23 protein-coding genes and 1 pseudogene are annotated in these 23,928 nt (G+C 70.7%); 6 read left to right on the top strand and 18 right to left on the bottom strand.

From position 1 onward, the window contains the following. Positions 1-79: 79 nt before the first annotated feature. The 8 genes and pseudogenes from AC5L3C_RS08905 to AC5L3C_RS08870 form a co-directional block, all read right to left on the bottom strand. On the bottom strand, positions 80-1,609 hold the full coding sequence (locus AC5L3C_RS08905) for a glycoside hydrolase family 32 protein (protein WP_125503752.1): 1,530 nt from the start codon (positions 1,607-1,609) through the stop codon (positions 80-82). Then, entirely contained in the window at positions 1,606-2,649 is a 1,044-nt protein-coding gene (locus AC5L3C_RS08900; protein WP_125503750.1) for an ATP-binding cassette domain-containing protein, read from the bottom strand. Before AC5L3C_RS08900 ends, AC5L3C_RS08905 begins: the two co-directional genes overlap by 4 nt. Further along, entirely contained in the window at positions 2,646-3,599 is a 954-nt protein-coding gene (locus AC5L3C_RS08895) for an ABC transporter ATP-binding protein (protein ID WP_125503748.1), read from the bottom strand. The genes AC5L3C_RS08900 and AC5L3C_RS08895 overlap by 4 nt, the downstream gene beginning before the upstream one ends. Before the next feature lie 3 nt (positions 3,600-3,602). Then, the gene (locus AC5L3C_RS08890) at positions 3,603-4,544 is read right to left on the bottom strand and encodes an ABC transporter permease (protein WP_125503746.1); all 942 of its coding nucleotides are present in this window, start codon (positions 4,542-4,544) and stop codon (positions 3,603-3,605) included. 16 nt (positions 4,545-4,560) lie between these two features. Beyond that, positions 4,561-5,538, bottom strand: coding sequence for an ABC transporter permease (locus tag AC5L3C_RS08885; RefSeq protein WP_125503745.1), 978 nt, complete (start codon positions 5,536-5,538; stop codon positions 4,561-4,563). 101 nt (positions 5,539-5,639) lie between these two features. Then, positions 5,640-7,322 carry an ABC transporter substrate-binding protein gene (locus AC5L3C_RS08880; RefSeq protein WP_125503743.1) on the bottom strand — a complete coding sequence of 561 codons (1,683 nt, stop codon included), beginning with the start codon at positions 7,320-7,322 and terminating at the stop codon, positions 5,640-5,642. A gap of 74 nt (positions 7,323-7,396) precedes the next feature. Beyond that, positions 7,397-8,389: a LacI family DNA-binding transcriptional regulator gene (locus tag AC5L3C_RS08875; RefSeq protein WP_493653785.1), complete on the bottom strand. Its 993-nt coding sequence runs from the start codon at positions 8,387-8,389 to the stop codon at positions 7,397-7,399. A 542-nt stretch (positions 8,390-8,931) separates the two neighbouring features. Beyond that, positions 8,932-9,072, bottom strand: a pseudogene (locus tag AC5L3C_RS08870) (RICIN domain-containing protein); the annotation flags it as partial. Positions 9,073-9,653: 581 nt separating this feature from the next. Here AC5L3C_RS08870 and AC5L3C_RS08865 point away from each other — a divergent pair. Beyond that, the gene (locus AC5L3C_RS08865) at positions 9,654-11,162 is read left to right on the top strand and encodes an AAA family ATPase (RefSeq protein ID WP_493648254.1); all 1,509 of its coding nucleotides are present in this window, start codon (positions 9,654-9,656) and stop codon (positions 11,160-11,162) included. Positions 11,163-11,280: 118 nt separating this feature from the next. Further along, positions 11,281-12,219, top strand: a complete 939-nt coding sequence (locus AC5L3C_RS08860; protein ID WP_493648252.1) for an antibiotic ABC transporter ATP-binding protein — start codon at positions 11,281-11,283, stop codon at positions 12,217-12,219. A gap of 135 nt (positions 12,220-12,354) precedes the next feature. Here AC5L3C_RS08860 and rpsR read toward each other — a convergent pair whose 3' ends face one another. The 4 genes from rpsR to rpmG are packed head-to-tail and all read right to left on the bottom strand — an operon-like array spanning position 12,355 to position 14,243. Beyond that, positions 12,355-12,591 carry a 30S ribosomal protein S18 gene (gene rpsR / locus AC5L3C_RS08855; RefSeq protein ID WP_493648250.1) on the bottom strand — a complete coding sequence of 79 codons (237 nt, stop codon included), beginning with the start codon at positions 12,589-12,591 and terminating at the stop codon, positions 12,355-12,357. Positions 12,592-12,626: 35 nt separating this feature from the next. Continuing rightward, positions 12,627-13,781, bottom strand: coding sequence for a CobW family GTP-binding protein (locus AC5L3C_RS08850; RefSeq protein WP_493648248.1), 1,155 nt, complete (start codon positions 13,779-13,781; stop codon positions 12,627-12,629). Further along, positions 13,781-14,035, bottom strand: a complete 255-nt coding sequence (locus tag AC5L3C_RS08845; RefSeq protein WP_125503679.1) for a type B 50S ribosomal protein L31 — start codon at positions 14,033-14,035, stop codon at positions 13,781-13,783. The genes AC5L3C_RS08850 and AC5L3C_RS08845 overlap by 1 nt, the downstream gene beginning before the upstream one ends. A gap of 43 nt (positions 14,036-14,078) precedes the next feature. Then, a complete protein-coding gene (gene rpmG / locus AC5L3C_RS08840; RefSeq protein ID WP_125503678.1) occupies positions 14,079-14,243 on the bottom strand; it encodes a 50S ribosomal protein L33 in 165 nt (54 codons plus the stop codon). A 69-nt stretch (positions 14,244-14,312) separates the two neighbouring features. Here rpmG and rpmB point away from each other — a divergent pair, with 69 nt between their 5' ends. Then, complete coding sequence (rpmB, locus tag AC5L3C_RS08835) at positions 14,313-14,549, top strand: 50S ribosomal protein L28 (protein WP_493648245.1); 237 nt, start codon at positions 14,313-14,315, stop codon at positions 14,547-14,549. After that, complete coding sequence (rpsN, locus tag AC5L3C_RS08830; RefSeq protein WP_493648243.1) at positions 14,549-14,854, top strand: 30S ribosomal protein S14; 306 nt, start codon at positions 14,549-14,551, stop codon at positions 14,852-14,854. The genes rpmB and rpsN overlap by 1 nt, the downstream gene beginning before the upstream one ends. A gap of 592 nt (positions 14,855-15,446) precedes the next feature. Here rpsN and AC5L3C_RS08825 read toward each other — a convergent pair. Next, positions 15,447-16,205 (bottom strand): TIGR03943 family putative permease subunit, encoded by a 759-nt coding sequence (locus AC5L3C_RS08825; protein WP_493648241.1) that lies wholly within the window; start codon positions 16,203-16,205, stop codon positions 15,447-15,449. Further along, on the bottom strand, positions 16,202-17,227 hold the full coding sequence (locus AC5L3C_RS08820; protein WP_493648239.1) for a permease: 1,026 nt from the start codon (positions 17,225-17,227) through the stop codon (positions 16,202-16,204). Before AC5L3C_RS08820 ends, AC5L3C_RS08825 begins: the two co-directional genes overlap by 4 nt. Positions 17,228-17,591: 364 nt before the next feature. Here AC5L3C_RS08820 and AC5L3C_RS08815 point away from each other — a divergent pair, with 364 nt between their 5' ends. Next, positions 17,592-18,374 carry an ArsR family transcriptional regulator gene (locus AC5L3C_RS08815; protein ID WP_493648237.1) on the top strand — a complete coding sequence of 261 codons (783 nt, stop codon included), beginning with the start codon at positions 17,592-17,594 and terminating at the stop codon, positions 18,372-18,374. A 97-nt stretch (positions 18,375-18,471) separates the two neighbouring features. Continuing rightward, a complete protein-coding gene (locus AC5L3C_RS08810) occupies positions 18,472-18,666 on the top strand; it encodes a hypothetical protein (RefSeq protein WP_493648236.1) in 195 nt (64 codons plus the stop codon). Here the strand turns inward: AC5L3C_RS08810 and AC5L3C_RS08805 are convergent. Genes AC5L3C_RS08805 through AC5L3C_RS08790 form a run of 4 tightly spaced genes read right to left on the bottom strand, consistent with a single transcriptional unit; the run spans position 18,648 to position 23,706 of the window. Next, the gene (locus AC5L3C_RS08805; protein ID WP_493648234.1) at positions 18,648-19,808 is read right to left on the bottom strand and encodes an XdhC family protein; all 1,161 of its coding nucleotides are present in this window, start codon (positions 19,806-19,808) and stop codon (positions 18,648-18,650) included. The genes AC5L3C_RS08810 and AC5L3C_RS08805 overlap by 19 nt on opposite strands. A 49-nt stretch (positions 19,809-19,857) precedes the next feature. Continuing rightward, positions 19,858-22,071: a xanthine dehydrogenase family protein molybdopterin-binding subunit gene (locus AC5L3C_RS08800; RefSeq protein ID WP_493648232.1), complete on the bottom strand. Its 2,214-nt coding sequence runs from the start codon at positions 22,069-22,071 to the stop codon at positions 19,858-19,860. Further along, positions 22,068-23,051 carry an FAD binding domain-containing protein gene (locus AC5L3C_RS08795; protein ID WP_493648230.1) on the bottom strand — a complete coding sequence of 328 codons (984 nt, stop codon included), beginning with the start codon at positions 23,049-23,051 and terminating at the stop codon, positions 22,068-22,070. Before AC5L3C_RS08795 ends, AC5L3C_RS08800 begins: the two co-directional genes overlap by 4 nt. Before the next feature lie 10 nt (positions 23,052-23,061). After that, positions 23,062-23,706 carry a (2Fe-2S)-binding protein gene (locus tag AC5L3C_RS08790; protein WP_493648229.1) on the bottom strand — a complete coding sequence of 215 codons (645 nt, stop codon included), beginning with the start codon at positions 23,704-23,706 and terminating at the stop codon, positions 23,062-23,064. Positions 23,707-23,928: the final 222 nt, after the last annotated feature.

Raw genomic sequence — 23,928 nt, 5'->3', positions numbered from 1 at the left:
CCTGAGGGAGAACAGGGAAGGGTGGGCCACGGCCCGGGGGGGACGTCCACCCCGCGGGCCGTGGTCGTGTGTAAGACCGTCACGGCCACAGCGGCCGGGGTCCGTCGGTGAAGGCCGACGCCATCTGCCAGGCGTCGAACCGCTCCAGGGCCACGTCGCCGTCGGCACCGATACCGACGCCTACGGCCTCGTCCGGGCGGGTGGGGTAGATGCGGGCGGTCAGGGCACGCCCGTTGGCGAAGATCTCCAGTGCGGAGTGGTCGACAAGGACGCGCAGGTCGACCCGCCCGTCGGAGCCCGACGGGACCTCTCCGTACCGGGGTTCAGTGTCGGCCGTCGGGTCGAGGCTGCTGGTCTCGCGGTGCAGACGGAGAGTGCCCGCTCCGTCGTGCGACCGGCTCACCTCCACGACCGTGCGTTCCGCGCCGTCCGGTGTCTCACGGACGACGAGCCGGGCGGTCGCTCCGGGAGCGAGACGCAGGGTCGTCTCGATGTCCAACTGGTCCCCGTGCACAGTGTGCAGCCGGGTGTACGGGTCGGCCAACCGCCCCGGAGCCACCTCTACGCGCTCCCGCCGCAGCTCAGTCAGCTCCGGCACCGGGGCCTGATGCAGGCCGCCGTCCGTGGCGAGCGTGACGACCCTCGGCAGGGACATCACACCGCACCAGCCGGCCAGCGCGTTCGCCTCATCCGTCCGGCCCTCCTGGAGCCAGCCGAACATGATGCGGCGGCCGTGCTCGTCACGGGTGGACTGGGGGGCGTAGAAGTAGCGGCCGCCGTAGTCGAGGCGGTGGAGGCCGGTCGGCGTGAAGGTGTCGCCCTGGTAGCGGCCGGTCCAGTACAGGGGGTGGTGGGTGGTGCCCTCGTCCCAGGCGGAGAAGACCAGCACGTCGGTGCTGCCGACTTCCTCGTCCTCGCCGAGCCGGAAGAGGTCGACGCACTCCCACATCGTGCCGGTCCAGTCGAGCTCGCCCCGGTTCTGTGCAGCGTCACCCGTCAGCAAGGGGCCGACGTAGCGCCAGCTGCGCAGGTCGTCCGACTCATACAGGAAGGCCGTTCCGCCGGCACCCCGGATTCCCGAGCCCACCAGATGGCGCCACAGCTGGCCCTCCCGCCACACGCAGTGGTCGCGGAAGGCCGTGATATCGATGCCCTCCGGCGGGGCGGTGATGACCGGGTTGGCTGGGTCCTTGGTCCAGTACCTCAGATCCGCCGATCCCCTGGCCACGCACGGGAGCTCATGCTCGCCGTGCCTGCCCGAGTAGACGAGCGTGGGCACTCCGCCGTCGTCGACGAGGACGCCGGACCAGCAGCCGTCGCGGTCGGGGCCGGTGGTGCCGGGGACGAGGGCGACCGGTTCGTCGGTCCAGTGGACGAGGTCGGTGCTGGTGGCGTGGCCCCAGTGGATGCGGTGGTGGGCGGCAGCGAGCGGGTTGTACTGGTAGAAGAGGTGGTAGACGCCGTTCCAGTGGCTCAGCCCGTTGGGGTCGTTGAGCCAGCCGCCGGGCGAGGTGAAGTGGAAGCGGGGGCGGTGGGGGTCGCGCAGGGCGCGTTCGGCCAGCCCCTCGGCGGTGGGGGTGCCGGAGGGGAGGGTGAGGTCGTGGGTCATGCGGCGGTGGTCTCCGCTTTCTCGGTGTCGTCGGTGGCCTCGACGTCCGGCCGGTCGGTGGCCTTGAGGACGCGGCGGGCGATGTCGGAGGCGGGTGCGCGCAGGTGGCAGCGCACCCAGTGGGGTTGTCCGTCGATCTCGCCGACGATGTGGCGGACGGGCTCGGTGAGGCTGCACGTGCCGTCGTCGCCGTAGGGGCAGGACGTGGGGTTGAGGATCTCCTCGCGGAGCCTGGCGCGTTCTACGGGGTCGTAGCTGCCGGCCCGTTCGGGGTCGGGTACGGCGGACAGCAGCAGGCGGGTGTAGGGGTGGGCGGGGGCGTCCATGACGGCCAGTGCGTCGCCGCCCTCGACGAGTTCGCCGGCGAACATCACCATCGTGGTGTCCGCGAGGTAGCGGGCGGAGCCCAGGTCGTGCGTGATGTAGAGCATGGCGATGTTCCGCTCGTCGCGCAGGCGCCGCATCAGGTTGAGCACGCCGACGCGCACGGAGACGTCCAGCATCGACGTCGGTTCGTCGGCCAGGATGAGGCGCGGCTCCACCGCCAGCGCGCGAGCGATGGAGACGCGCTGACGCTGGCCGCCGGAGAGTTCGTGCGGGTAGGACTGGAGCATGTCCTCGGTCAGGCCGACCGTTTCTATCAGCTCGCGCAGCGCCTCTGGTGTGGCGGAGTGGCCGTGCAGGACGAGGGCCCGGGTGAGGAAGTGCTCGATGCGGTGGACGGGGTTGAGTGAGCCGAAGGGGTCCTGGAAGACCATCTGGACCTTGCGGCGGTACGCCCGTGACGCCCGGCGCCGCTCGGTGCGCAGGACGTCCTCGCCGTCCAGCAACACCTCACCGGCGGTGGGCTGTTCGAGGCGGGCGAGGCAGCGGGCGATGGTGGACTTGCCGCTGCCGGACTCGCCGACCAGGGCGGTGATCCGGCCGGCCGGCAGGTCGAAGGAGACGTCGTTGACGGCTCGGACGCGGCGCCGGGAGAAGACGGTGCCGACCTGGAAGTCCTTGGTCAGACCGCGGACGGACAGCAGGGCTTCGGTCATCGGGGGGCTCCTTCAAGGCTGCGGGCCACCCAGCGGCCGGGCGCGACCTCGCGCAGGTCGGGGATGTTCGTGGAGCAGTCCGAACGGTCCTCGGGACAGCGGACGTGGAAGCCGCAGCTGTCGGCAGTGCGCGGGGCGTCGAAGAGGCCGGTGAGCTCCTGGCGCGGGCCGGTCAGCGGCGGAAAGGCGTTCATCAGCGCCTCGCTGTACGGGTGGAGCGGCTCCGCGAACAGGTCCTTGGCGTCGGCGAGTTCGACGATCCGTCCGCCGTACATCACGCCCATGCGGTCCGACAGCTCGACCATCAGGGACATGTCGTGGGTGATGAAGAGGATGGAGAAGCCCAGCTCCCGCTGGAGGTCGCGGATCTGCGCCATGATCTCCTGCTGCACGACCACGTCGAGCGCGGTGGTCGGCTCGTCCATGATCAGCAGTCGGGGCCGCAGTGCGACGGCCATGGCGATGACCACGCGCTGGCGCATGCCGCCCGAGAGCTGGTGGGGGTACGCCTTCAGCCTTCCCGGATCGATGCCGACCAGCTGAAGCAGCTCGCCGGCCCGCTCCCGCGCGGCCCGCTTCTTCATCTTCTCGTGGGTGGTGAAGATGTCGACGATCTGCTCGCCGATGGTCAGGACGGGGTTGAGGGAGTTCATCGCCGACTGGAAGACCATGGCGATCTCCCGCCAGCGGAAGGCGCGCAGCTCGCGTGCGTCCAGGGCGAGGACGTCCCGGCCCTGGAAGCGGATGCTGCCCGCGGTGATCTCCGCCGGGGGCTTCAGCAGCCGCATCACCGCGTTGGCGATGGTCGACTTGCCGCAGCCGGACTCACCGGCGAGGCCGAAGATCTCACCTGCGCCGATCTCGAACGACACGTTGTCCGCCCCGACGACCGTACGGCCGTCACCGCGGTACTCGACCCGCAGGTCACGCACCTCAAGTACGGGGTCCATCGCTCAGCCCCTCCTCTTCACGGGTCGACGCTTCACGGAGCGCAGCCTCGGGTTGGTGATCTCGTCGACCGCGTAGTTGACCAGGGCGAGCGCGAAGGCGACGAGGGCGATGCACAGTCCGGAGGGGACGAAGACCCACCATGTGCCGGTCATCAGCGCGCCGTCGTTGCTGGCCCAGTAGAGGTTGGTGCCCCAGCTGACGACGCTGCTGTCGCCGAGGCCGAGGAACTCCAGCGCCGCCTGGGACGTGATGCCGAAGACGACACAGCCCAGCAGAGTGGTCATCACCACGGACGCCATGTTGGGGAGGATCTCCCGGAACATGATCCGCAGCGGGCGCTCACCGGTGACGACGGCGGCGGCCACGAAGTCCTTGCCGCGGATCGACCTGGCCTGCGCGCGCAGCACCCGGGCCGAGCCCGCCCAGCCGGTGATCACCAGGACCAGGACGACGGTGGAGGTTCCCGGGGGCAGGAACGCCGCCAGGATGACCAGCAGCGGCAGGCCGGGCAGCAGCAGGAAGACGTTCGTGAACAGGGTCAGCGCGTCGTCCACCAGCCGCCCGAAGTACGCGGACGCGAGGCCCACCAGGATGGCGATGCCGGTCGCTGCGAGTCCGACGGTGAACCCGACGAACATCGAGGAGCGCGCGCCCCACAGGGTGAGCGCGAGGACGTCCTGCCCCTTCGTGGTCGTACCGAGCCAGTGCGCCCCCGAAGGAGCCTGGCTGCCCGTGGAGTTGATCAGGGACGGGTCGCCGGGGGCGAGGACGGGCGCGAGCAGCGCCAGCAGTGCGAAGACGGCGAGCAGGCACAGGCCAGACAGTGCCTTCTTGCTGCCGAGGAGCTGGCGTGCCAGTCCGCGTCGTCGGCCCGGCCCCTGCGCGGTGGGCGCGGCCGGCGGGGTTGCGGCCGGGGTCTTGCCCGCGATGTCTACGGCGGTCATGTCTCGTCGGCTCCCTTCAGCGGACGCGCACGCGCGGGTCGAGGCGGACGTAGATGATGTCGACCAGGAAGTTCGCCAGGAGCACGGCTGCCGTGATGGTGAGGAAGATGCCCTGCATCAGCGGGTAGTCGAGACCCTGCACGGCTGCCAGCAGCTGGAAGCCGATGCCTGGGTAGGCAAACACGACCTCGGTGAGCAGAGCGCCGCCGACGACGAAGCCGAGGCCCATGCCGAAGTTGGTGACGGAGGGGAGCAGTGCGTTGCGGGCGGCGTAGCGGAACATGATCCGCGAGGGGCTCAGCCCCTTCGCCTCCGCCATGGTGATGTAGTCCTCGGCTGCCGTGGCGATCATGGTGTTGCGCATGCCGAGCATCCAGCTGCCGACGGTGACGGCCACGACGGTGAGGGCCGGGAGCACGAGGTGGGTGCCGGCGTTCGCCAGGAACTCGGCGTTGACGCCGGGGGTCAGACCCGCGTCGTAGGCGTGCCGCAGCGGGAACCAGCCCAGCGTCACCCCGAACAGGTACAGCGCGCCCATCGCCAGCCAGAAGTACGGGAACGAGCCGACGAAGATCAGGAGCGGTGGGAAGGCGGAGTCGAGGACGCCGCCACGCCGCCATGCGGCGACGATGCCGAGCAGGTTGCCCACGACGGCCGCGATGACGAGGGCGGTACCGCCGAGCAGCAGCGTCCAGCCGATCTGCGAGCCGATCACCTCGGTGACCGGGGTCGGGAAGCGGGAGATGGAGATGCCGAGGTCGCCGGTGAAGACGCTCTTGACGTAGGAGACGTACTGCTCCCACAAGGGACGGTCGTCGAGGCCGAAGAGTTTCCGCAACTGGGCTATCTGCTCGGGCTGCATCCCGCCTGCCTGCTGCGCGAACATCCGGGAGACCGGGTCGCCCGGCATGAATCGCGGAAGCAGGAAGTTGAGGGTGATGGAGGCCCAGAAGGCGAGTAGATAGAACCCCAGGTTGCGCAGGATGAGACGCACTGCTCGTGCTCCCTGTCGGTGGGGGTGAACGGGGATGCGGTGCGCGGGGGCGGCCGTCCAGGTCGGGGAGGAGGACGGCCACCGGTCCGCGCGGACTCGCGTCAGCTCTTGACGGGCTTCAGCGACGTGAGCACGAGGATCGTGCTGGAGTTGCGGTTGCCGAGGGTGGCGTACGGGTTGTCCGCCGACGGCCAGCCGGTGAAGCGCTTGTCGGTGTACGCGCCGAACTCGGGTCCGGTGAACAGGGGCACCGCGGGCGCGTCCTCGTTGTACAGCCTCTGCAGCGCGTCGACCTGCTCGCGCTGCTCGCTCTCGTCCGTGGCGGCGGCGAAGGCGTCGATGAGCTTGTCGGCCTTCTTGTCGGCGAAGCGGTGGTAGTTCTGGGTGGCCTTCTCGCCGACGGGCTTGAGCATGGCGCTCGACATCACGTCGCGGAAGTACTCGTACGGGGTGGCGCCGTTGTTGCTCCACACGATGCCGGTCTCGAAGGTGCCCTGCTCGTACGAGCTGACCACGGCCCCCCAGTCGGGCGTCTTCACCGTGGCGGTGATGCCGACCTTCGCGAGGTTCTGCTTGATGATGTTGGCGGCCGAGATCCAGTCGGAGGAGGCGGAGCCGACGGAGATGTCGAGCGTGAAGTCCTTGCCGTTCTTCAGCTTCCGCTTACCGCCGCTCTCCCTGTATCCGGCCTCGTCGAGGGCTTTGGCTGCCGCGTCGGTGTCGTACTTCGTCCAGGTGCAGGACGCGGCGAGGTCCTTGTCGCGCCACTTGTCGTACGTGCGGGCCAGGCCCGTGCAGTCGGCGGGCTCGGCGTAGCCGTTCATCGCGACCTTGGTGATCTGGTCGCGGTCGACGGCCATGCTGAGCGCCTTGCGCAGGGCCGGGTCGTTGAAGGGGGCCTTCGTGGTGTTCAGCTGCCAATTGATCATGGCGCCCGCGGGCGGGTTCCAGTAGTGGTTGTGCTTCTTGTCCTTGGTCACGAAAGACTTCTCGATGTCCGGGATGAACGACTGCGTCCAGTCCGCTTCACCGTTGGTGAAGGCGAGGTTGGCGCTGTCGTTGCCGGAGAAGGCGAGCATCTGGATACCGGCGATCTGCGGCTTGTCCGGCTGCCAGTAGTCGGGGTTCTTGCGCAGCTCGTACGACTGGGCCTGGAACTTCTCCAGCTTCGTGTACGGGCCGGTGCCGACCGGGTTCGGGTTGGTGAACTTCGCCGGGTCCTTGACCTTGGACCAGATGTGCTTCGGCATGATCTGCTGGCCGGCGATCTCGAAGAAGCCGGGCGAGAAGGGCTTGTTGAAGGAGAACTTCACCGTGTGCGCGTCGACCGCGGTGACCTTGTCGAGGTACTCCAGGCCGCCGAGCACCTTCTTGCGCAGCTCGAAGGTGTAGACGACGTCATCGGCGACGAGCGGCTTGCCGTCCGACCACTTGACGCCCTCGCGCAGTGTGAAGGTGAGGGACTTGCCGTCCTTCGCCTCTTCCCACTTGGTGGCCAGCCACGGCGTGTCCTTGGCGTTCGCCATGCTGTGCACGACCAGCGGCTCGTAGATGGCCTCCTTGGTCATGGGGGCGGCCTGCGGGGAGAGCGGGTTGAAGTTGCGCGTGAACGTCGCCAGATCCTCGCGCGGGATGGTGAGCAGCTGGTTGCCGGAGGTGTCCCCGGCGCCGGAGGTGCCCGAGCCACCCGTGCAGGCGGACAGGAGCAGGGCCGCGGCGGCGGTCGCGGTGACCGCTCTCAGGACGGCTCGGGGCCGCCGTGAAGGTATGCGGGAGGGTGCCATAATGGAGACTCTTTTCCTTTCTTCAACACACAGGGCGAAGACGGGATGGGATTCCTCGGCGGACTGATTAGCGGTCAGACCGACGAGCGTTCGAGCAGCGGGCAGTCGATCGTCACCTGACGGGTGTCGAGCGGCTGTCCCGCTGCGAGAGCGGCGAGCATGTCGATGCCCTTGGTGCCCATGGCCTCGAAGGGCAGGGCGAGCGTGGTCAGCTTCGGCCGCAGATAGGCGGCGATGAGTTCCTGGTTGTCGAACCCCACCACGGCCACGTCGTGCGGGATGCGCAGCCCACGTTCCTTGATCGCGTCGTACGCGCCCATCGCCATCCGGTCGTTTCCGCAGAACAGCGCGGTCGGCCGGTCGCCGGCCGGGCGGTCCAGCAGTTCGCGGGCGGCGGTATAGGCGCTGTCTGCGGTCGCCCAGCCGGGGACGACGAGGGAGGGGTCAGGGATGATCCCGGCCTCGCGCAGGGCACGTTCGTATCCTTCGCGCCTGCCGACGGCGGCCGGGATCGCCGGGTCGAGGTTGATGAACCCGATGCGGGTGTGACCTGCGTCCAGGAGCCGGCGGGTCGCCTTGTATCCGCCCGACACCTCGTCGGGCAGGATGCACGGCAGCTTCCCTTCCGCGTCGTAGCAGTTGACGAGCACCGTCGGGACCTCCCGGGCGGCCTTGGGGAGCGTGACGGCGCGGTGCCAGGTCGTGGCGTACAGGAGCCCCTCCACGCGGTGCTCCAGCATCTGGTCGAGCGCGGCAGCCTCCTGGGCGGGGTCACCCTCGCTCGCGGCGATCAGCAGGAACCTCCGGTCACCCCAGGCGCGGCTCTGCGCGCCCGTGATCACTTCCCCCGCGAAGGGACCGGTCACGATCTCGGTGATCAGTCCGAACCACCTGCTGCGGTTCGCGGCCAGCGCCCGCGCCCCGGCGTTGGGCCGGTAGCCGAGCTCGTCGATCGCCTCCAGGATCCGACGACGGGTCTCCTCGGGGATGGCCGCGCCGGGCTTGTCGTTAAGGACGAAGGAGACCGTTGTCCGTGAGACACCCGCGTGGCGGGCCACATCACTCATGGTCACGCGATGCGTCCTGTTCGTGGCCACTTCCAGTCCCTTTCGGCCGGGCTAAGGCGAGGTAACGTCTCGGGTTACGCGCTTTAATAACGCGCGTTACTACCTTGTGGCAGGGAAGTTACGTCCGTCTTGAATGGCATGTCAATACCTGCGCAAGGACTGCATCTGGCCACCAGTCCGGTGCCGTTCCCCGGTGCGGACGCGGGGCGACCCGCCCAGCAGGAGCCACGTGAAGGCGGCAGGCCACACCCTTTTTGAGAGAGGCAGACAGCGACCATGGCCCGACCGGGTTCTCCGGGAGCGTCACCGTCCTCGGCGAGTGTGTCGCCGACGCCTTCACCGGCCCGGCCAGTAGCCGACCTGGGGCCGCGCCGGCCGCCGCATCCTTGAGCGCGTCTTAGCCTTCACGTAGCACGTAGCACGTAGCACGTAGACGTTGCGTGAGTCGGTGAGTCGGTGAGTCGGCGGGAGCGGATGGGCGGGACGCCCCGACGGGGCCCGGTGCTGGACACCGGGCTCTACCGCGACCTGCTGACCCGTGATCAGCCGGCCGGAGTGAACGTCTGGGCAGCTGAGTTGGTGCAGGGCTGCTGCGACAGGCGAGCACGGTTGGCGGTGGAGCCGTTGTCGACGGTGAGGCACTTGCCGCTGTGGCGGGCCGCGAAGGGGTACTGCCCGTTGGTGCCGCCTTCGAAGCTCCCGTGGCCGCCTGTTCCGCCCCGAAGGGAGAGGAAGGATGGGCTGTCGGTCGTGACGCTCGTTTGACGCTCTGGGTGCCGGCGAGCGGGACAGCGAGCCTAGAAACAGGCCATGACCTGGTCTTTTCCGAGTCTCGCTCAGGCGGACATCTTTCCGATGACGCATCATGTGGAGTGCGTGGCGATCCTGGAGCCGGACAAGAAGGGTGCCTGACGCGTAAATAGCAGCAGGTCGATCCGCCCACATGGCCCGGCCTGCGTGTTTCCTCTGGTCGGGGGCGCTGCGGTGCGCGACGGCGCCGTCTTTTCGGAAATCTTGGCGCTCGATTGACGCTCGGATCCCGGCGGATCATGGGGCCGTTCAGGGGAGTGACCGGTGCGAGGCAGGGTCGGCTGTGGAGAGGAGTGCGCCTACGGATGCCTGCGCATCGGCACGGACAGCGGTATCTCACACTGTTGTGGCCTTGGGCCGGATAGCCGGACGTCCTCCTTAACAGGTCTGCCTGTACAAGTAGACTTATACATCCTGCGATGTAGCGGACCTGTCCCGATGTGGGGTTTCTCTGATGAACAAGAACCTGCCGCTCAAGCCTGAAGATGTGGTCGACCGGGACCGGGAGTGGGACCTGCTGGCCGAGTTCGTCACGGATCCGGATCCGGCGATGCGCCTGGGCATCGTGTCGGGGCGCAGGAGGCACGGGAAGTCGTATCTCTTGCAGGCGTTGTGCGAGCGGGTGGGCGGCCTCTATGTCACCGCGGTGCGGGAGGAGGGTCGGCTGCCAGCAATCCGGCGGTTCGGCGACGCGGTCGCGGCCCACGCCGGTCTGCAGCCCGGCACGCTGCGGCTGTCCGACTGGCGCGAAGTCCTGACCAACGCGCTTGATGTAACCGTTCGCTCGGGTGCGCCGCTGCTGGTGATCGACGAACTGCCGTATCTGCTCCAGCACTCGCCGGAGATCCCCGGGCTGCTCCAGCAGCTCTACGACGAGCGCCAGCGCGGAAGCGGCACCGGCGTCTGCCCCGGCCCGCGGCTGATCCTCTGCGGCTCCGCTATGAGCGTCATGCACGAACTGCTCTCGGGCACCAAGCCGTTGCGGGGTCGTGCCGTGATCGACCTCCGGCTGGGTGCCTTCGACTACCGGGCCGCACGCGACTTCTGGCGGATCGACGATCCGCTGACCGCCCTGCAGGTCCACGCCGTCCTGGGCGGAGCCCCCGGCTACCGGCCGGTGGCCGCCCGCCCCCACCCGAACGACGGCTTCGCCGCCTGGTTGACCCGCACGCTCCTGGACCCCGGCCGGGCCGTCTACTCGCGCACAGAGACCGAGTACCTGCTGCGGGAGGACCCGCGCATCACCCAGCACACCCTGTACTACGACATCCTCACCGCGATCGCCCAGGGTGCCTCGACCCCGACGAAGATCGGGGCAGCCCTGGAGCGTCAACGCAACGCCGTCACACATCCGTTGGACATCCTGGAGTCCACCGGTTACATCCAGCGCGAGCAGGACATCCTGCGCCCGCGCCACCCGATCATCACACTCGCCGACCCCGTCATCCGCTTCAACCAACTGATCACGCTGCCGCAGGCCGCCATCGTCGAGCAGGGCTTCGCGGAACAGGCGTGGCAGGCCGCTACGACGACCTTCAACTCCAAGATCCTGGGACCGCACTTCGAGGATCTCGCCCGTACCTTCACCCGCCGCTACGCCCATACCCTGCTTCCCGGCGGCCTGCCGGGCCCCGTCGGCACCACCGAGGTCGCCGACCCGGCGGCCCGCACCAAGCACGAGGTCGACGTGCTCGCCCTCGCCTTGGGGGAGCGTCCGCAGGCGCCGCGCGCCCGGATCGCCCTGATCGGTGAGGCCAAGGCCACCGCCGCCCGCCGCGGCACCGGTGACCTGCAACGCCTCGAGCACATCCGGGGCTTGCTCACCGGCCAGGGCTACGACACCACAGGCGCCACGCTGGCCCTGTTCTCCTTGCACGGTTTCTACCCGGACCTGGTCGAATTGGCGGCCAGACGTGATGATCTCCTCCTGGTCGACCTGCCGGGTCTCTACGGGGGCGGTTGACCTCAGCAGGGATTTTGCCCGTCAAGTCGATGAACGGCGTAGAGGGGAAGAGATCAGACCCTGACACTGCCTCCGACTAACTCGTGACGGGAGCACGGGAACGCGCATGAGGGGGACCATGAGCCGGGTTGCCGTGGTGCACGGGGTGGGGCGTCAACTTGATACCACTGAGACCATGTTGGCGGAAATCGCGTCGGCGTTGCGCGGCGGAGTCGGACTTGCCTTACGCCGAGATCCCACGCTCGGGCGGCTGTCGGACGACGACATTGCTTGCGCCGGATATGGGGATCTCTACAGGCAGACCGGCACGCGCGGCGAGCCCTACTACCGGGCGGAGGATGTGGAGCCCGGGTTCCAGGCCGAGTTGCTGGAGACCTGGTGGCGGGAGGCCGCTCGGCTGAATCCCGGCATCCCCGGCCCGGACACTGGGGGGCCGGACGGTACGGGCGCTGGCCCCGCTGCTGCCCTGGCGCCCTCGGCCATCTTGCCAGTCGCCCCCTTTCTGTGGACCGGGTGCGCCGCGCCCTGCACGCCCTCACCCGCACTCGATTCTTTGGTGCTGTCTCCGACCGGCTACTTCACAGAGCCCGAGCTGCGTGACGCCGTACGGGCTCGGACTGCGGAGCTGATCACGTCGGACACCCGGGTGGTTGTGGGGCACTCGCTGGGCTCGGTGGTTGCCTACGAGGTGTTGTGCGCTCTCCGGCCGGAGCGGCCGCCGCTGACGCTGATCACCCTCGGTTCCCCGCTGGGCCTCGCCGGGCTGGTCTTCGACCGTCTACAGCCCGCACCACAGCAGGACGGCACGGGGATCTGGCCGGCGCCGGTCAAGCACTGGACCAACGTGGCCGACAGCGGTGACATGGTCGCCCTCGTCCGCGAACCGGCGCCCCGGTTCGGTCCGGAGGTCCTTGTGGTGACCAACCAGATCAACGACCATATCAGAAAATACCTTCTGACCTGCGCTTTCTCATCGCCGTCCGGTGTCGACATGCTCCCGATGACGCATCACGTCGAGTGCGTGGCGATCCTCGAACCGGCGGACAAGCGGTCCTGACCCGGGCGGCCTCGGGGGCCGGAGAGGTCGGGCACACCACGAACACGTCGGCACGCGCCGGAATGCTCGTGGGCACGGCCCTCGCCTGAGGGCGTCACGCTCGTCCGCAGCGCGCCCGGACCGAGGGGTGGCCGCTCACCGAGCCGAGTAGGGCAGGAGCGCCATCTCCCGGGCGTTCCTGATCGCCGCGGCGAGCTGCCGCTGCTGCTGGGCGGTGACGCGTGTGACGCGGCGGCTGCGAATCTTGCCGCGGTCGGAGATGAACTTCCGCAGCAGATCGGTGTCCTTGTAGTCGATGTACGTGATCCCTGCCGCGTCCAGCGGATTGGGACGGGACGTGACCGGCTTGCGGGGGCCCTGACGGGGGCTCATGGTGCTCCTTCTGTGATGTGGTGGACGGGGCGGTGTCACGCGGCGGGACCGAGCAGGGAGCCGAAGGCAGCCGGCAGTCGTTTCCATGCTTCGGGGCCCGCCGCGTATTCGGCGTCGGTGAGCAGGCAGGATTCCAGCACCCGCGCGAGCCCGTCGCGGTCCAGACCGGGTGAGGTGAAGACGAGGTGCTGGCAGCGGTCGCCGTGCTCGGGGTGCCAGTCCAGTGCGGCGGCCGCGCGGCGTACGGGCGGGACCATCTCCCAGGCGGCATCCGGAAGGGAGGCGAGCCATGGGCCGGCGCTCTCCACGCACAGGGCTCCGCCCGCGGCGTCCCAGGCGAGCAGGGTGTCGGGACGGTCGGCGAGCCAGAACCGTCCGCGGCTGCGGGCCGCGGCGCAGCAGAGGTCTTCCAGCGCCTGGTGGAGGCGTCCGGGATGGAACGGGCGGTGCCGACGCCAGACGAAGGTGGTGACGCCTGCCTCGTCGGCTTCCTGGGGGAGCAGGGCGCAGGCCGGGTGCTGGGCCGCGGCGGCCGCTTCGGCGTCGAAGCCGGCGTAGGCCAGCCCGGCGAGCTCCGGGGAGTCGGCGCTCACCCGACGGGCCGTGGGGTGCAGTTGGGCGAGGAGCGCCCGGTCCTCGTCGTCGGCGTCCTCGTTCTCCACGACAGCGAGGACGGGGGCGTACTCCAGTTGCCGGGCCCAGGTGTCGCCGACCGTGCGCTGGTCGCCGGCCGCGGCCGCCAGGCCCGCCTCGGCCAGGTCATCGCCGTTGCCGAGGCAGGGGAGGACGAGAGCGGGATCGACCGCCGTGATCACGTTGGTGAGCCGGACCGCGTCGGCACCGTGCTGGACGAGGACCTCGGCCATCCCCTTGGGTTCGACGGAGTCCCACAGCTCGAGGACGGCGAGCCGGGTGAGGCCGGCGTCCGCGAGCCGTTCCAGCTCGGGGACCACGTCTTCGCGCAGCGCGCAGCATGCGCAGTCGTTGACCAACGGGGCCTCGCCCCGGGACAGCTCGCCGGAGGCATCGCGCACCTGGCGCAGGACGGTGCCGTCGGCCGCCGTGGAGAGGTCGTGGTGGAGAGTGACGCTGTCGGGCACCAGGTGCAAGAGGTGCTCCACGACCATGCGGCGTGCCTCGGAGTGGAGCCCGGCGACGATGACGACGGGGAGTCCGGATCCGCCGCGCATCAGTTGGCTCCGCGTCGGCCGTACCGGCGCTCGAAGCGCTCGACCCGCCCTGCGGTGTCCATGACCCGGGCGGTCCCCGTGTAGAAGGGGTGGCTGACGTGCGAGACCTCGACGTCGACCACCGGGTAGGTGTTGCCGTCCTCCCACTCGATCGTCTTGTCGCTGGTCATGGTGGAGCGGGTGAGGAACGCGTAGTTCGCGGCACGGTCGCGGAACACGACGGGACCGTAGGCAGGGTGGATTCCGGGCTTCATGGGGCGTCCTTGAGTTCGGGGCCGGTGGCGGAGCGGCGGGAGGTCAGCGTTCCTCGCGGAAGTCGACGTGGCGCCGGGCGATCGGGTCGTACTTGCGCAGCACCAGGCGGTCGGGGTCGTTGCGGCGGTTCTTGCGGGTGACGTACGTGTAGCCGGTTCCCGCGGTGGATCGGAGCTTGATGACCGGGCGTACCTCGTTGCGTGCCATGGACGCTAGTATATGACAATGATTCCCATTATCGAAAACTGACCGTCCTTGAGAGAGGCAGGTACGACCGTGTCCGCCCACTGCCAACTGACCGGCTCCCAGCCGGGCTTCGGCAACACCGTCTCCCACTCGCATCGGCGCACTTCGCGCCGCTTCGACCCCAACATCCAGCGCAAGCGCTACTGGCTGCCCGGCGAGGGGCGGTATGTCCGGCTGACGCTCAGCGCGAAGGCGATCAAGACCGTCGACCGCATCGGCATCGAGGCCGCCGTGGCCCGCATCCGCGCCCGAGGGGGGAAGGTCTGATGGCCAAGAAGAGCAAGATCGCGCAGAACGAGAAGCGCAAGGCGGCCGTCGCGCGGTACGCGGCCCGCCGTGCGGAGCTGAAGGAGATCATCCGCCGGCCGTCCTCCACCGACGCCGAACGCCGGGCCGCCGTGGAAGAACTGCGGCGCCAGCCCCGCGACGCGAGCGCGACCCGCGTGCGCAACCGGGACAGCGTGGACGGGCGGCCGCGCGGTCACTTCCGGAAGTTCGGCCTGTCACGCGTCCGCGTGCGTGAGCAGGCCCACGCCGGCTTCCTGCCGGGGGTCACCAAGTCCTCCTGGTAGTGGCTCCGCTCGCGCGACGGGCCCCGAGTCCGGCCATGACTCGGCGGAGTCATGACCGGACCTCCGGCTGGGCGTGCCTGCGGATGTCAGGGCGGACGGAAGCCGGGGCCGGCGGCGTCCAGAACCGGCAGGGCGCCCGGTGCCCGCGGCCTCGATCTCGGTGAAACCGGCGCCGGCTGTCCGAAAGGGGACGGCCGGCTCCTCCAACCGGGGCGCGGAGCAGGTAGCCGTGGACGTCATGCAGCGGGTGGTGGCAGGCGTGATCGTGAGGATGGGCCGCGTAGACCGTGCCGCTGACCGGGTGTCCGTCGGGGTCACTGACTGGTTGTCAGGAGTGATCGAGGGGCGTGCTCTCAAACCCCGGGACGCTCGAAAGCGCCTTGATCACCGCGCCGCACGTCTCCATCGCTCAGTTCGTCATGCGCCAACCTACGGGCTGATGGCAGCCTTGTTGTTCACTGCCGCCCACATGGCCGCTGTTCCCGGACCCAGGCGGCGCCGGTTGTGCTCGTGGCGCAGGGGCCGCTCGCCGCAGCCCCGCTGGGTCTCCTTCGCAGGGCGGCTGAGAGCGCGGATGCCATCTCGGCGGGGCTCAGCGCTCCTCGTAGGGGTCCGACGGCTCGGCGACGGCGCGGACGGTCGTGGCGTCCAGCGCGGGTGGCCAGGCCGCGTCCGTGCCCAGCTCGCCCCGGGGGTGCCAGGTGCCCGTCACCGTCACCCACGTGTCGGTCGCCGGTGCCTCCGCGCCGCGTATCTCGGCCTTGACCGTCGTCGCGTCGGCGGCGCAGCACGCCACCAGCAGCCGGGTGACGTACCAGGTGCCGCCGTCGCCCCTGGTGACGAACCCCGTCAGGCGCACCGTGCGGCCCTTGAGTGAGTACGTGTTGTCGTACACGGCGCGGCCGCTGAACTCGGCCAGGGTCAGCTCCACCGGGTCACCGGCCGGCAGCGCGGGGAACGTGCCGACGCCGGCGTACTCCTCGCCGCTGCGGGTCTCCTCCCGCGCCGCACTGTACGAACCGAGCGCCGGGGGCGGGAAGCAGAGAAGGGCGAGGGCGGGGACGGCGAGCAGCCAGGCGACGCGCGGACCGGCCGTGTGCGAGTGAGCGTGGTCCGATTCGTCCTCGGCGAGGTGATCGTGTCTGTCGGCATCGGGAGTGTCCTTCCGCGCCGTCAGCGCGGTCCGTGTGCCCGCCGTCAGAGCCAGCAGGATCAACAACGCCCCGGAGACGACGAGATAGGGGCGCAGGCCTGCCTGGACGTAGCGGAGGTAGAGGTCGCTGAACAGCGAGATGCGCAGCACCGCGGCGCCGACCAGCAGCAACAGCATGGCGGGTCCGTACTTGCTCACAGCAGCCACCACCCCACGAGCACACTGCTCACCACCGCGGTCACCCAGGTGACGCTCGAGAACCGGAGGGCGAACTCCCGTCCGAACGTGCCCGCCTGGAGCGCGAACAACTTGAGGTCGACCATCGGGCCGACCACCATGAACGCCAGCTGGGCCACCGGGCCGAACCCGCTCAGCGACGCGGCGACGAAGGCGTCCGCCTCGCTGCACACGCACAGCACCACGGCGAGCAGCGCGAGGAGCAGTACCGACACCCAGGGGGACGCCGCGAAGACGTCCAGCAGTGCTTTCGGCACAGTGATGTTGAAGTTCGCCGCCGCGGCCGCCCCGAGCACCAGGAAGCCCCCGGCGTGCAGGAAGTCGTGCTGCAACGCCGCCATGAAGGCACCCGCGCGTGAGGTGCCCGCTTCGGCCGCCGGCCGCTTCGGCAGCCGGAGCCACTCCGAGCGGCCGTAGCGCGCCCAGAGCCAGCCCATGGCCACGGCGGTGGCGAGCGATGCGATGAACCGGCCCGCCACCATCATCGGTTGGCCGGGAAACGCGAGCGACGTGGCGACGAGCACGACGGGATTGATCGCGGGTGCGGAGAGCAGGAACGCCAGCGCCGCCGCCGGGGCCACTCCGCGCCGTATGAGACTGCCGGCCACCGGGACGGAAGCACATTCGCACCCCGGCAGCACCACACCGGCCGTGCCCGCCACCGGCACCGCGAGAGCCGGATGGCGCGGCAGCAAGCGGGTGAAGACCCGCTCCGGCACGAGCGCGCCGACGGCCGCGGAGACCAGCGCACCGAGCAGGAGGAACGGCACCCCCTGGACGACCACGGCGGTGAAGACCGTCCACCAGGCGGCGACGGACGGTGTGTAGAGGTCGAGCGCGAGCAACGGCCCGAGCACCGCGGCGGTCGTGACGATCGTGAGCAGCGCGAACCCGCCGAGCAGGACCTGCACCACGCTCCGCACGGTCAGGCGCACGCCGTCGGCGAGCCCGCCCGGTCTCCCCGTGTCCACGTGATCGCTCACGTCAGTGTGCTTGTGATCGCTCGTCACTCGCTTTTACCGTTCGCATGCATGGTTACCGGTCCCAAGACCGGTATGTGCGCACCGTGTTGGCGGAGCACCGGGCTTGTTGAATATGGATATCATATTAGAGTCTTGGGGGGAGTGGCTCGGTGGCTTTTCGCCTTCACTTCACGCGTGACGACCTGCTGCGGGTGTCCCTCGGGGACGGGCCGGATCTTCTGCACGAAACGGTGAGCAGCCTGCGAATCCTGCAACACCGCAGCCCTGGACCCGGGTTGAGGCGAGGCGCTGGCAGCGCTGGGCGCGTCAGCGGGTGCCGCCCTCCGCGCGCCGCCTGCAATCGCTGATACCTCCGCACGGATTCATGCCGGACTTCCTCACCCCGCTGGTCTCCACCGACCTGGACACCGGCCTCGACGCACTGCTCCACACGCCGAACGCCTTCCTGCGCGGCGACATGGAGAACTTCACCCGGTTCACGGGCAGACCGCTTCCGGCCTGGGCGGGCGCCGTCGCCGACGGCTCACCACGGGCACTGGAGACCGTGGAGCAGGCGGTGCGTGAGTGGCACGGCGCGGTGATCGCCCCTGTGCGGCGCCATCTGCACGCCGGGGCCGAGGCCGCCCGGACGTCCGCGGCGCGCACGCTGCTGACCGAGGGACTGGACGCGATGCTCTCGCGGCTGCACCCCACCCTCACCTGGACGCCGCCCGTACTCGAGGTGTTCTCCCCCGACTACGACGAGGACCTGCATCTCGAAGGGCGCGGCCTGCGCCTCGTCCCGTCCCTCTTCTGCGGCCGCCGGCCGGCCCTCCTCCTGTCCTCCGAGCAGCCCGTCGTGCTGTTTCCCGTCCCGCACGACACCGTCCGGATCCCCGAGCCGGGCCGGCCGGGGGAGCCCCGGCCCGGCCCCCTGGAAGCCCTCCTCGGCCGCAGCCGCGCCCAGATGCTGTACCTGATCGCCACCGGACAGGGCGTCACCACCACCGACCTCGCCCGGCGTACCGGTGTCTCTGCGGCCACCGTCTCCCACCACACCACCGTGCTGCGCGACGCCGGACTGATCACCACCCACCGCACCGGCCCGCACGCCCATCACCTGCCCACCCCGCTCGGCACCCGGCTCGTGCACCGGGGCGGCGCCTGACCAGGCCCTTTCGACCAGCGTCGAAGCTCCTGGCCGCGGTGGGACGGAGCACACAGGATGGGCGTCCGGGATCCGGTCGATCGATGGAGGAGTACGGATGGGCAAGCGATTCGCTGCGGCGCTGTTCCTCGCCGCGACTGTGGTGGGAGGTCTGGCCCCGGCGGCGTCGGCGCTGGCGAGGCCCTGGGACAGCCACCGGGTGGTGCCCGAGGCCACGCCCGAGGGGACCTGGGAGCCGCACGGGCACATCGACGGCGGAGTGGCCCCCGCCGGTCACTTCGAGGGCGGCTGACGGCTCTCCGCGGCATCCCGGGCGGGCGGGTGCAGCGGGCCCGTGGTGCGCGAGAGGGGAACGCCGGAGGCGCGGTGGGTGTGGGCGACGATCTCCGCGGTGATGGAGATCGCCGTCTCCTCGGGGGTACGGGCACCGAGGTCCAGACCGATCGGTGAGCGCAGCCGGGCGAGCCGCTCCTCCGGTACGCCGGCCTCCCGCAGCACTTCCAGGCGGCGGGCGTGGGTGCGGCGGGAGCCCATCGCGCCCACGTAGCCGACGGGGAGGCGGAGGGCCAGGTCCAGCAGGGGTACGTCGAACTTCGCGTCGTGGGTGAGGGAACAGACCGCGGTACGGGCGTCCACCCCGGTGGCGGCCAGGTAACGGTGCGGCCAGTCGGCGACGACCTCGTGGGCGTCCGGGAAACGGGCCAGGGTGGCGAAGACCGGCCGGGCGTCGCACACGGTGACGCGGTAGCCCAGGAAGCGCCCGGCGCGGCTGAGGGCAGCGGTGAAGTCGACCGCGCCGAAGATGAGCATGCGGGGCGGTGGGGCGTGGACGTGGATCAGGAGGGTGAGTCCGTCGGGGCAGGTCGCGGCGTTCCCGCCGATCCCGGCGCGGGCGGTGCGTCCGGTCCGCACCTGGGCGCGGGCCCGGTCCGCCGCCGCCCGGTCCTGCCGCTCGTCGCCGCCCAGTGTCCCGCCGTACGCCCCGGGGTCCCCGTCGTCGAGGACGGACAGGGTGCGGCCGAGGAGTTCCCGCGGTCCCTCCACGACCCGGGCCACGGCGGCGGACCGCCCCGCCGCCACCGCGCCGAGGACCGCGACCAGGTGGGGCTCGGCCGTGGGGTCGACGCGCTGTACCAGGACGTCGAGTTCGCCGCCGCAGGTCAGACCCACGGCGAAGGCGTCCTCGTCGGAGTGGGCGAACCGCTCCCGCACCGCCGGGGGCCCGTCCGTCTCCAGGACACGGCGGCACAGGTCGTAGACGGCGCCCTCCACGCAGCCGCCCGAGACGCCGCCGATGGCGTTCCCCTCGGCGTCCACCGCCAGCGAGGTGCCGAGCGGCAGCGGCGCGCTGCCGCCGACCCGGACGACGGTGGCGAGGGCGAAGGGGCGTGCCGCGCGGCACCAGGCATGCAGCTCGTCCGCGATGTTCAGCATGGTGTGGGTCTTCCGGTAGGGGGCGGCCCGGTGACGGGCCGCCCCGGGGTCACAGCAGGGCTTCGAGGGCGATCGGCAGCTCGCGCACGCGGCGGCCGGTGGCGTGGAAGACGGCGTTGGCGAGGGCGGGCGCCACGCCGACGGCCACCACCTCGCCCAGCCCCTTGACGCCGATGGGCGCGGCGTCGAGGTCCTCGCCGCCGTCCAGGTAGACCGCCCGCAGGTCTGGGACGTCCGCGTTGACGGGGACGAGGTAGTCCGCCAGGTTCGCGTTGACGATCCTGCCGTCGCGGTGGTCGGTGACCGTGTGCTCCAGGAGCGCCTGGCCGATGCCGCCGACCATGGCGCCCAGCGCCTGGCTCTCGGCGAGCTTGGGGCTGATGATGCGGCCCGCGTCGTACACGCCGAGCATCCGCCGCACCCGTACCGTGCCCAGCCGGGCGTCGACGGCGACCTCGGCGAACGTCGCGGCGAAGGCGTACATCGACGACCGCGCGGGCGCGGAGGGCTGCGCGGCGGAGCCGAGCACCTCCAGGTGGGTGCGGTGGTTGCGGGTCAGGAGCCGCTCGTAGGTCTCCGTGCGCGCCGGGTTGCCGCGTACGCGCAGCCGGCCGCCGAGCACGACGACGTCGCCGGCGTCGGCGCCGTACAGGGGCGAGTCCCTGTCCCCGACGGCCAGCTCGATCGCCTGTCGCCGCAGCCGGTCGCATCCGTCCTGGACGGCGGAGCCGACGCTGGCCATGGTGACGGAGCCGGTGTGGGGAGGGGACGCCGGCATGCGGGAGTCGCCGAGTCGGAAGGTCACCTTCCGGATGTTCAGGCCGAGAGCGTCCGCGGCGAGCTGGGACATCGAGGTGTAGGTGCCGGGGCCCATGTCACTGGACGCGGACTCCACCAGGGCCGTGCCGTCGGCATCCAGCCTGACCCGGGCCTGGGCCCCGAGCCGCAGGGTGTGGTAGCAGCCGGCGGCCACGCCGGTGCCGATCAGCAGGTCGCCGTCACGGGTGGCACGCGGCTCCGGCGCACGCCGGTCCCAGCGGAAGGCGTCGGCACCCACACGCAGGCACTCGCGCAGCCGCCGCGTGGAGAACGGCAGCCCGTTGGAGGGGTCCTGTGCCGTCTCGTTGCGCAGCCGCAGCTCGATCGGGTCGATGCCCAGTTCGTGGGCGAGTTCGTCCAGGGCCGACTCGATGGCGAACGCGCCGGTCGCGTAGCCGGGGCCGCGCATGTAGGTCGGCGTGTTCACGTCGAGCGGCACGGTCCGGTACGTCTGGCCGACGTGGGGGGTGGCGTAGAGCATTTGGCCCGGCGTCATCGTTCCCTCCAGGAAGTGCTCGTACGCGGACGTCTCGGCCCTGATGTCGTGGACCGCCGCGGCCAGCCGTCCGCTCCGGTCGCTGCCCAGGCGGAGTTCGTACGTGTAGGCGGGCCGGTAGCCCACCCCGTGGTAGAGCTGCTCGCGGGTCAGCACGAGCTTCACCGGACGGCCGGTCACCCGGGCGGCCACGGCCGCGACGGTGGAGTGCGGCCAGACCCGCGCCCCGTTGCCGAACGCGCCGCCGACGAAGGGCGAGATGACGCGCACCGACTCCCGCGGGATGCCGAACACGGCGGCGAGTTCGTACTGCGTCCCCTGCACCCACTGGGTCTTGTCCCAGACGGTGAGCTCGTCGCCGTCCCAGCGGGCGATGGTGGCGTGCGGCTCCATGGCGTTGTGGTGGACGCGGGCGAACCGGTAGACGGCCTGCAGCCGGACCTCCGCGGCGTCCAGTGCCTCCCGCGGGGTGCCGCGCTCGTAGCCCTGCGGGGGCAGGTCGGAGGCCGGGAGGCCGGGGGCGGTCAGGTCGGTGGAGGGCCGCTCCGTCCGGTACGAGACACGCACCAGCCGCGCGGCGTGCTGCGCTCCTTCCAGCGTCCGGGCCACCACCACGGCGACGGGCTGCCCGAAGAAGCGGACGCGGTCGTCCTGGAAGACGTGCAGGCGTTCGCCGGCGGGGTCCATGAACGCATCGGGGTTGTCGTCGTACGCCAGCCGCGGCGCGTCGAGATGGCTGATCACCTTCAGGACGCCGGGCTGGGCCATGGCGGCGCGCGTGTCGACGGCCGTGACGCGGCCGAGGGCGACACGGCTGCCCACGACAACCGCGTGGACCACGCCCTTGACGTCGTGGTCGGCGGTGTACTCGGCCCTGCCGGTGACTTTCAGCCGTCCGTCCACCCGGGACAGCGGCGCTCCGACGGCCGCGTGCGGCTGGGTGCTCATCGCGTACCCCCTACGATGCGGAGCTGACGGGCGACGGTGCGTTCGAGCAGGTCGACCTTGAAGCGGTTGTGCTCCAGCGGACGGGCTCCCTCAGCCGCCCGTCCGGCGGCCCTGGCCCACAGGGCGTTCGAGGGCCGTTCGCCGGCCAACTCCCGTTCCACCGAGGAAAGCCGCCACGGGACGGTGCCGACGCCGCCGGCGGCGACCTTCGCCTCCCGGATCACCCCTCCGCGGATGTGCAGTGCGACGGCCGCGGAGGTGAGGGCGAACTCGAACGACTGCCGGTCACGCACCTTCAGATAGCCAGACCGGAGCGGGCGCGGATGAGCCGGCACCTCCACCGCCGTCATCAACTCGCCTGGCTTCAGGGCCTGTTCGCGGTGCGGAGTGCGACCGGGCCGCAGCAGAAAGTCGGTCAGACGCGCGCGCCGCGCGCGCCCGTCCGGGTCCAGCAGGTGCACGCTCGCCTCCAGCGCCGCGAAGGCCACGGCGGCGTCGGAGGGGTGGGTGGCCACGCAGTGCTCGGAGGTGCCGAGGATGGCGTGGGTGCGGTTGAAGCCGTCCCGTGCCGCGCATCCGGTGCCCGGGTCGCGCTTGTTGCAGGCGGCGGTCACGTCGCGGAAGTACGTGCAGCGGGTGCGCTGCATGAGGTTGCCGCCGATGCTGGCCATGTTCCGCACCTGCGGGGAGGCGCTGAGCTCCAGTGCCTGCGAGAGGACGGGGTAGGCGGTGCGCACCTCGGGGTGGGCGGCGGCCTCGGCCATCCGTACCAGGGCGCCGATGCGCAGGCCCCCGCGCTCGGTGCGGGCGACCTCGCGCAGCGGCAGTCCGTCGATGTCGACGAGCCCGCGAGGCCGCTCGACGGTCTCGCGCATCAGGTCGACCAGAGTGGTGCCGCCGGCGATGTACCGGCCGCCGCGCCGCCCGGCGGCCAGCGCGCCCCGGGTGTCGGAGGCCCTGGTGTAGGAGAAGGGATACATGTGGCCGGCCTCATTTCCCGTGCGCGGCGGCCTGGCCGACCGCCTTGACGATCTTGACGTAGCAGCCACAGCGGCAGACGTTGCCGCTCATCCACTCGCGGATCTCCTCCGCGGAGCCGGCGTGGCCCTCCCGGATGCACCCGAGGCCGGACATGATCTGACCCGGCGTGCAGAATCCGCACTGGAGTGCGTCCTGCGCGATGAACGCCTCCTGCAACGGGTGGAGTTCGCCGTCCTCACCCGGGGCCAGACCCTCGACGGTGGTGACCTCGGCGCCTTCCAGGCGTATCGCCAGGGTCAGACACGCGTTGACGCGACGCCCGCCGACCAGGACGGTGCACGCCCCGCAGGCTCCGGCGTCGCAGCCTTTCTTGGACCCGGTCAGACCGAGTCGCTCGCGCAGCAGGTCGAGCAGCGACGTCCGGTGGTCGACCGTGACGGTGTGCCGCTCACCGTTGACGGTCAGCGAGACACGGCCGCTTGACGGACCGCCGGCCGCCTCCGGTACGGCGCCCAGCGCGGGCGCGGCCCCGGCCAGACCGCCGGCGACGGCGGTACCGCCCACCGCGGTGGTCGTCACGATGAACGTGCGCCGGGACGGCGGCGGGGAGCCGTCAGGCGGAGAAACGGCCGGCCCGGTGGGGTCATGGGACATGTGTGTGCCTTCGGTTCGGTGGTGGGGGTGACGACGTCCGCGACCGACGGGCGGGGCCGCCGGCGACGGCCGCGTACCTCGCCCGCGGCATCCGGCGCGCCGCGTTCACGGACGTACGGATGGCATGCCGTGAGTGTGCCGCCCGGCCGGACCCGCAAGGTAGGTCTCACAGACCCAGGCAGACGAGAACGCCGGATCGTACGTCACGCGGAGTGCCTGCTA

This window comes from Streptomyces speibonae (assembly GCF_984686075.1).
Note: the sequence above shows the minus strand (reverse complement) of the source record. Positions and strands in the feature narration are given on the sequence as shown.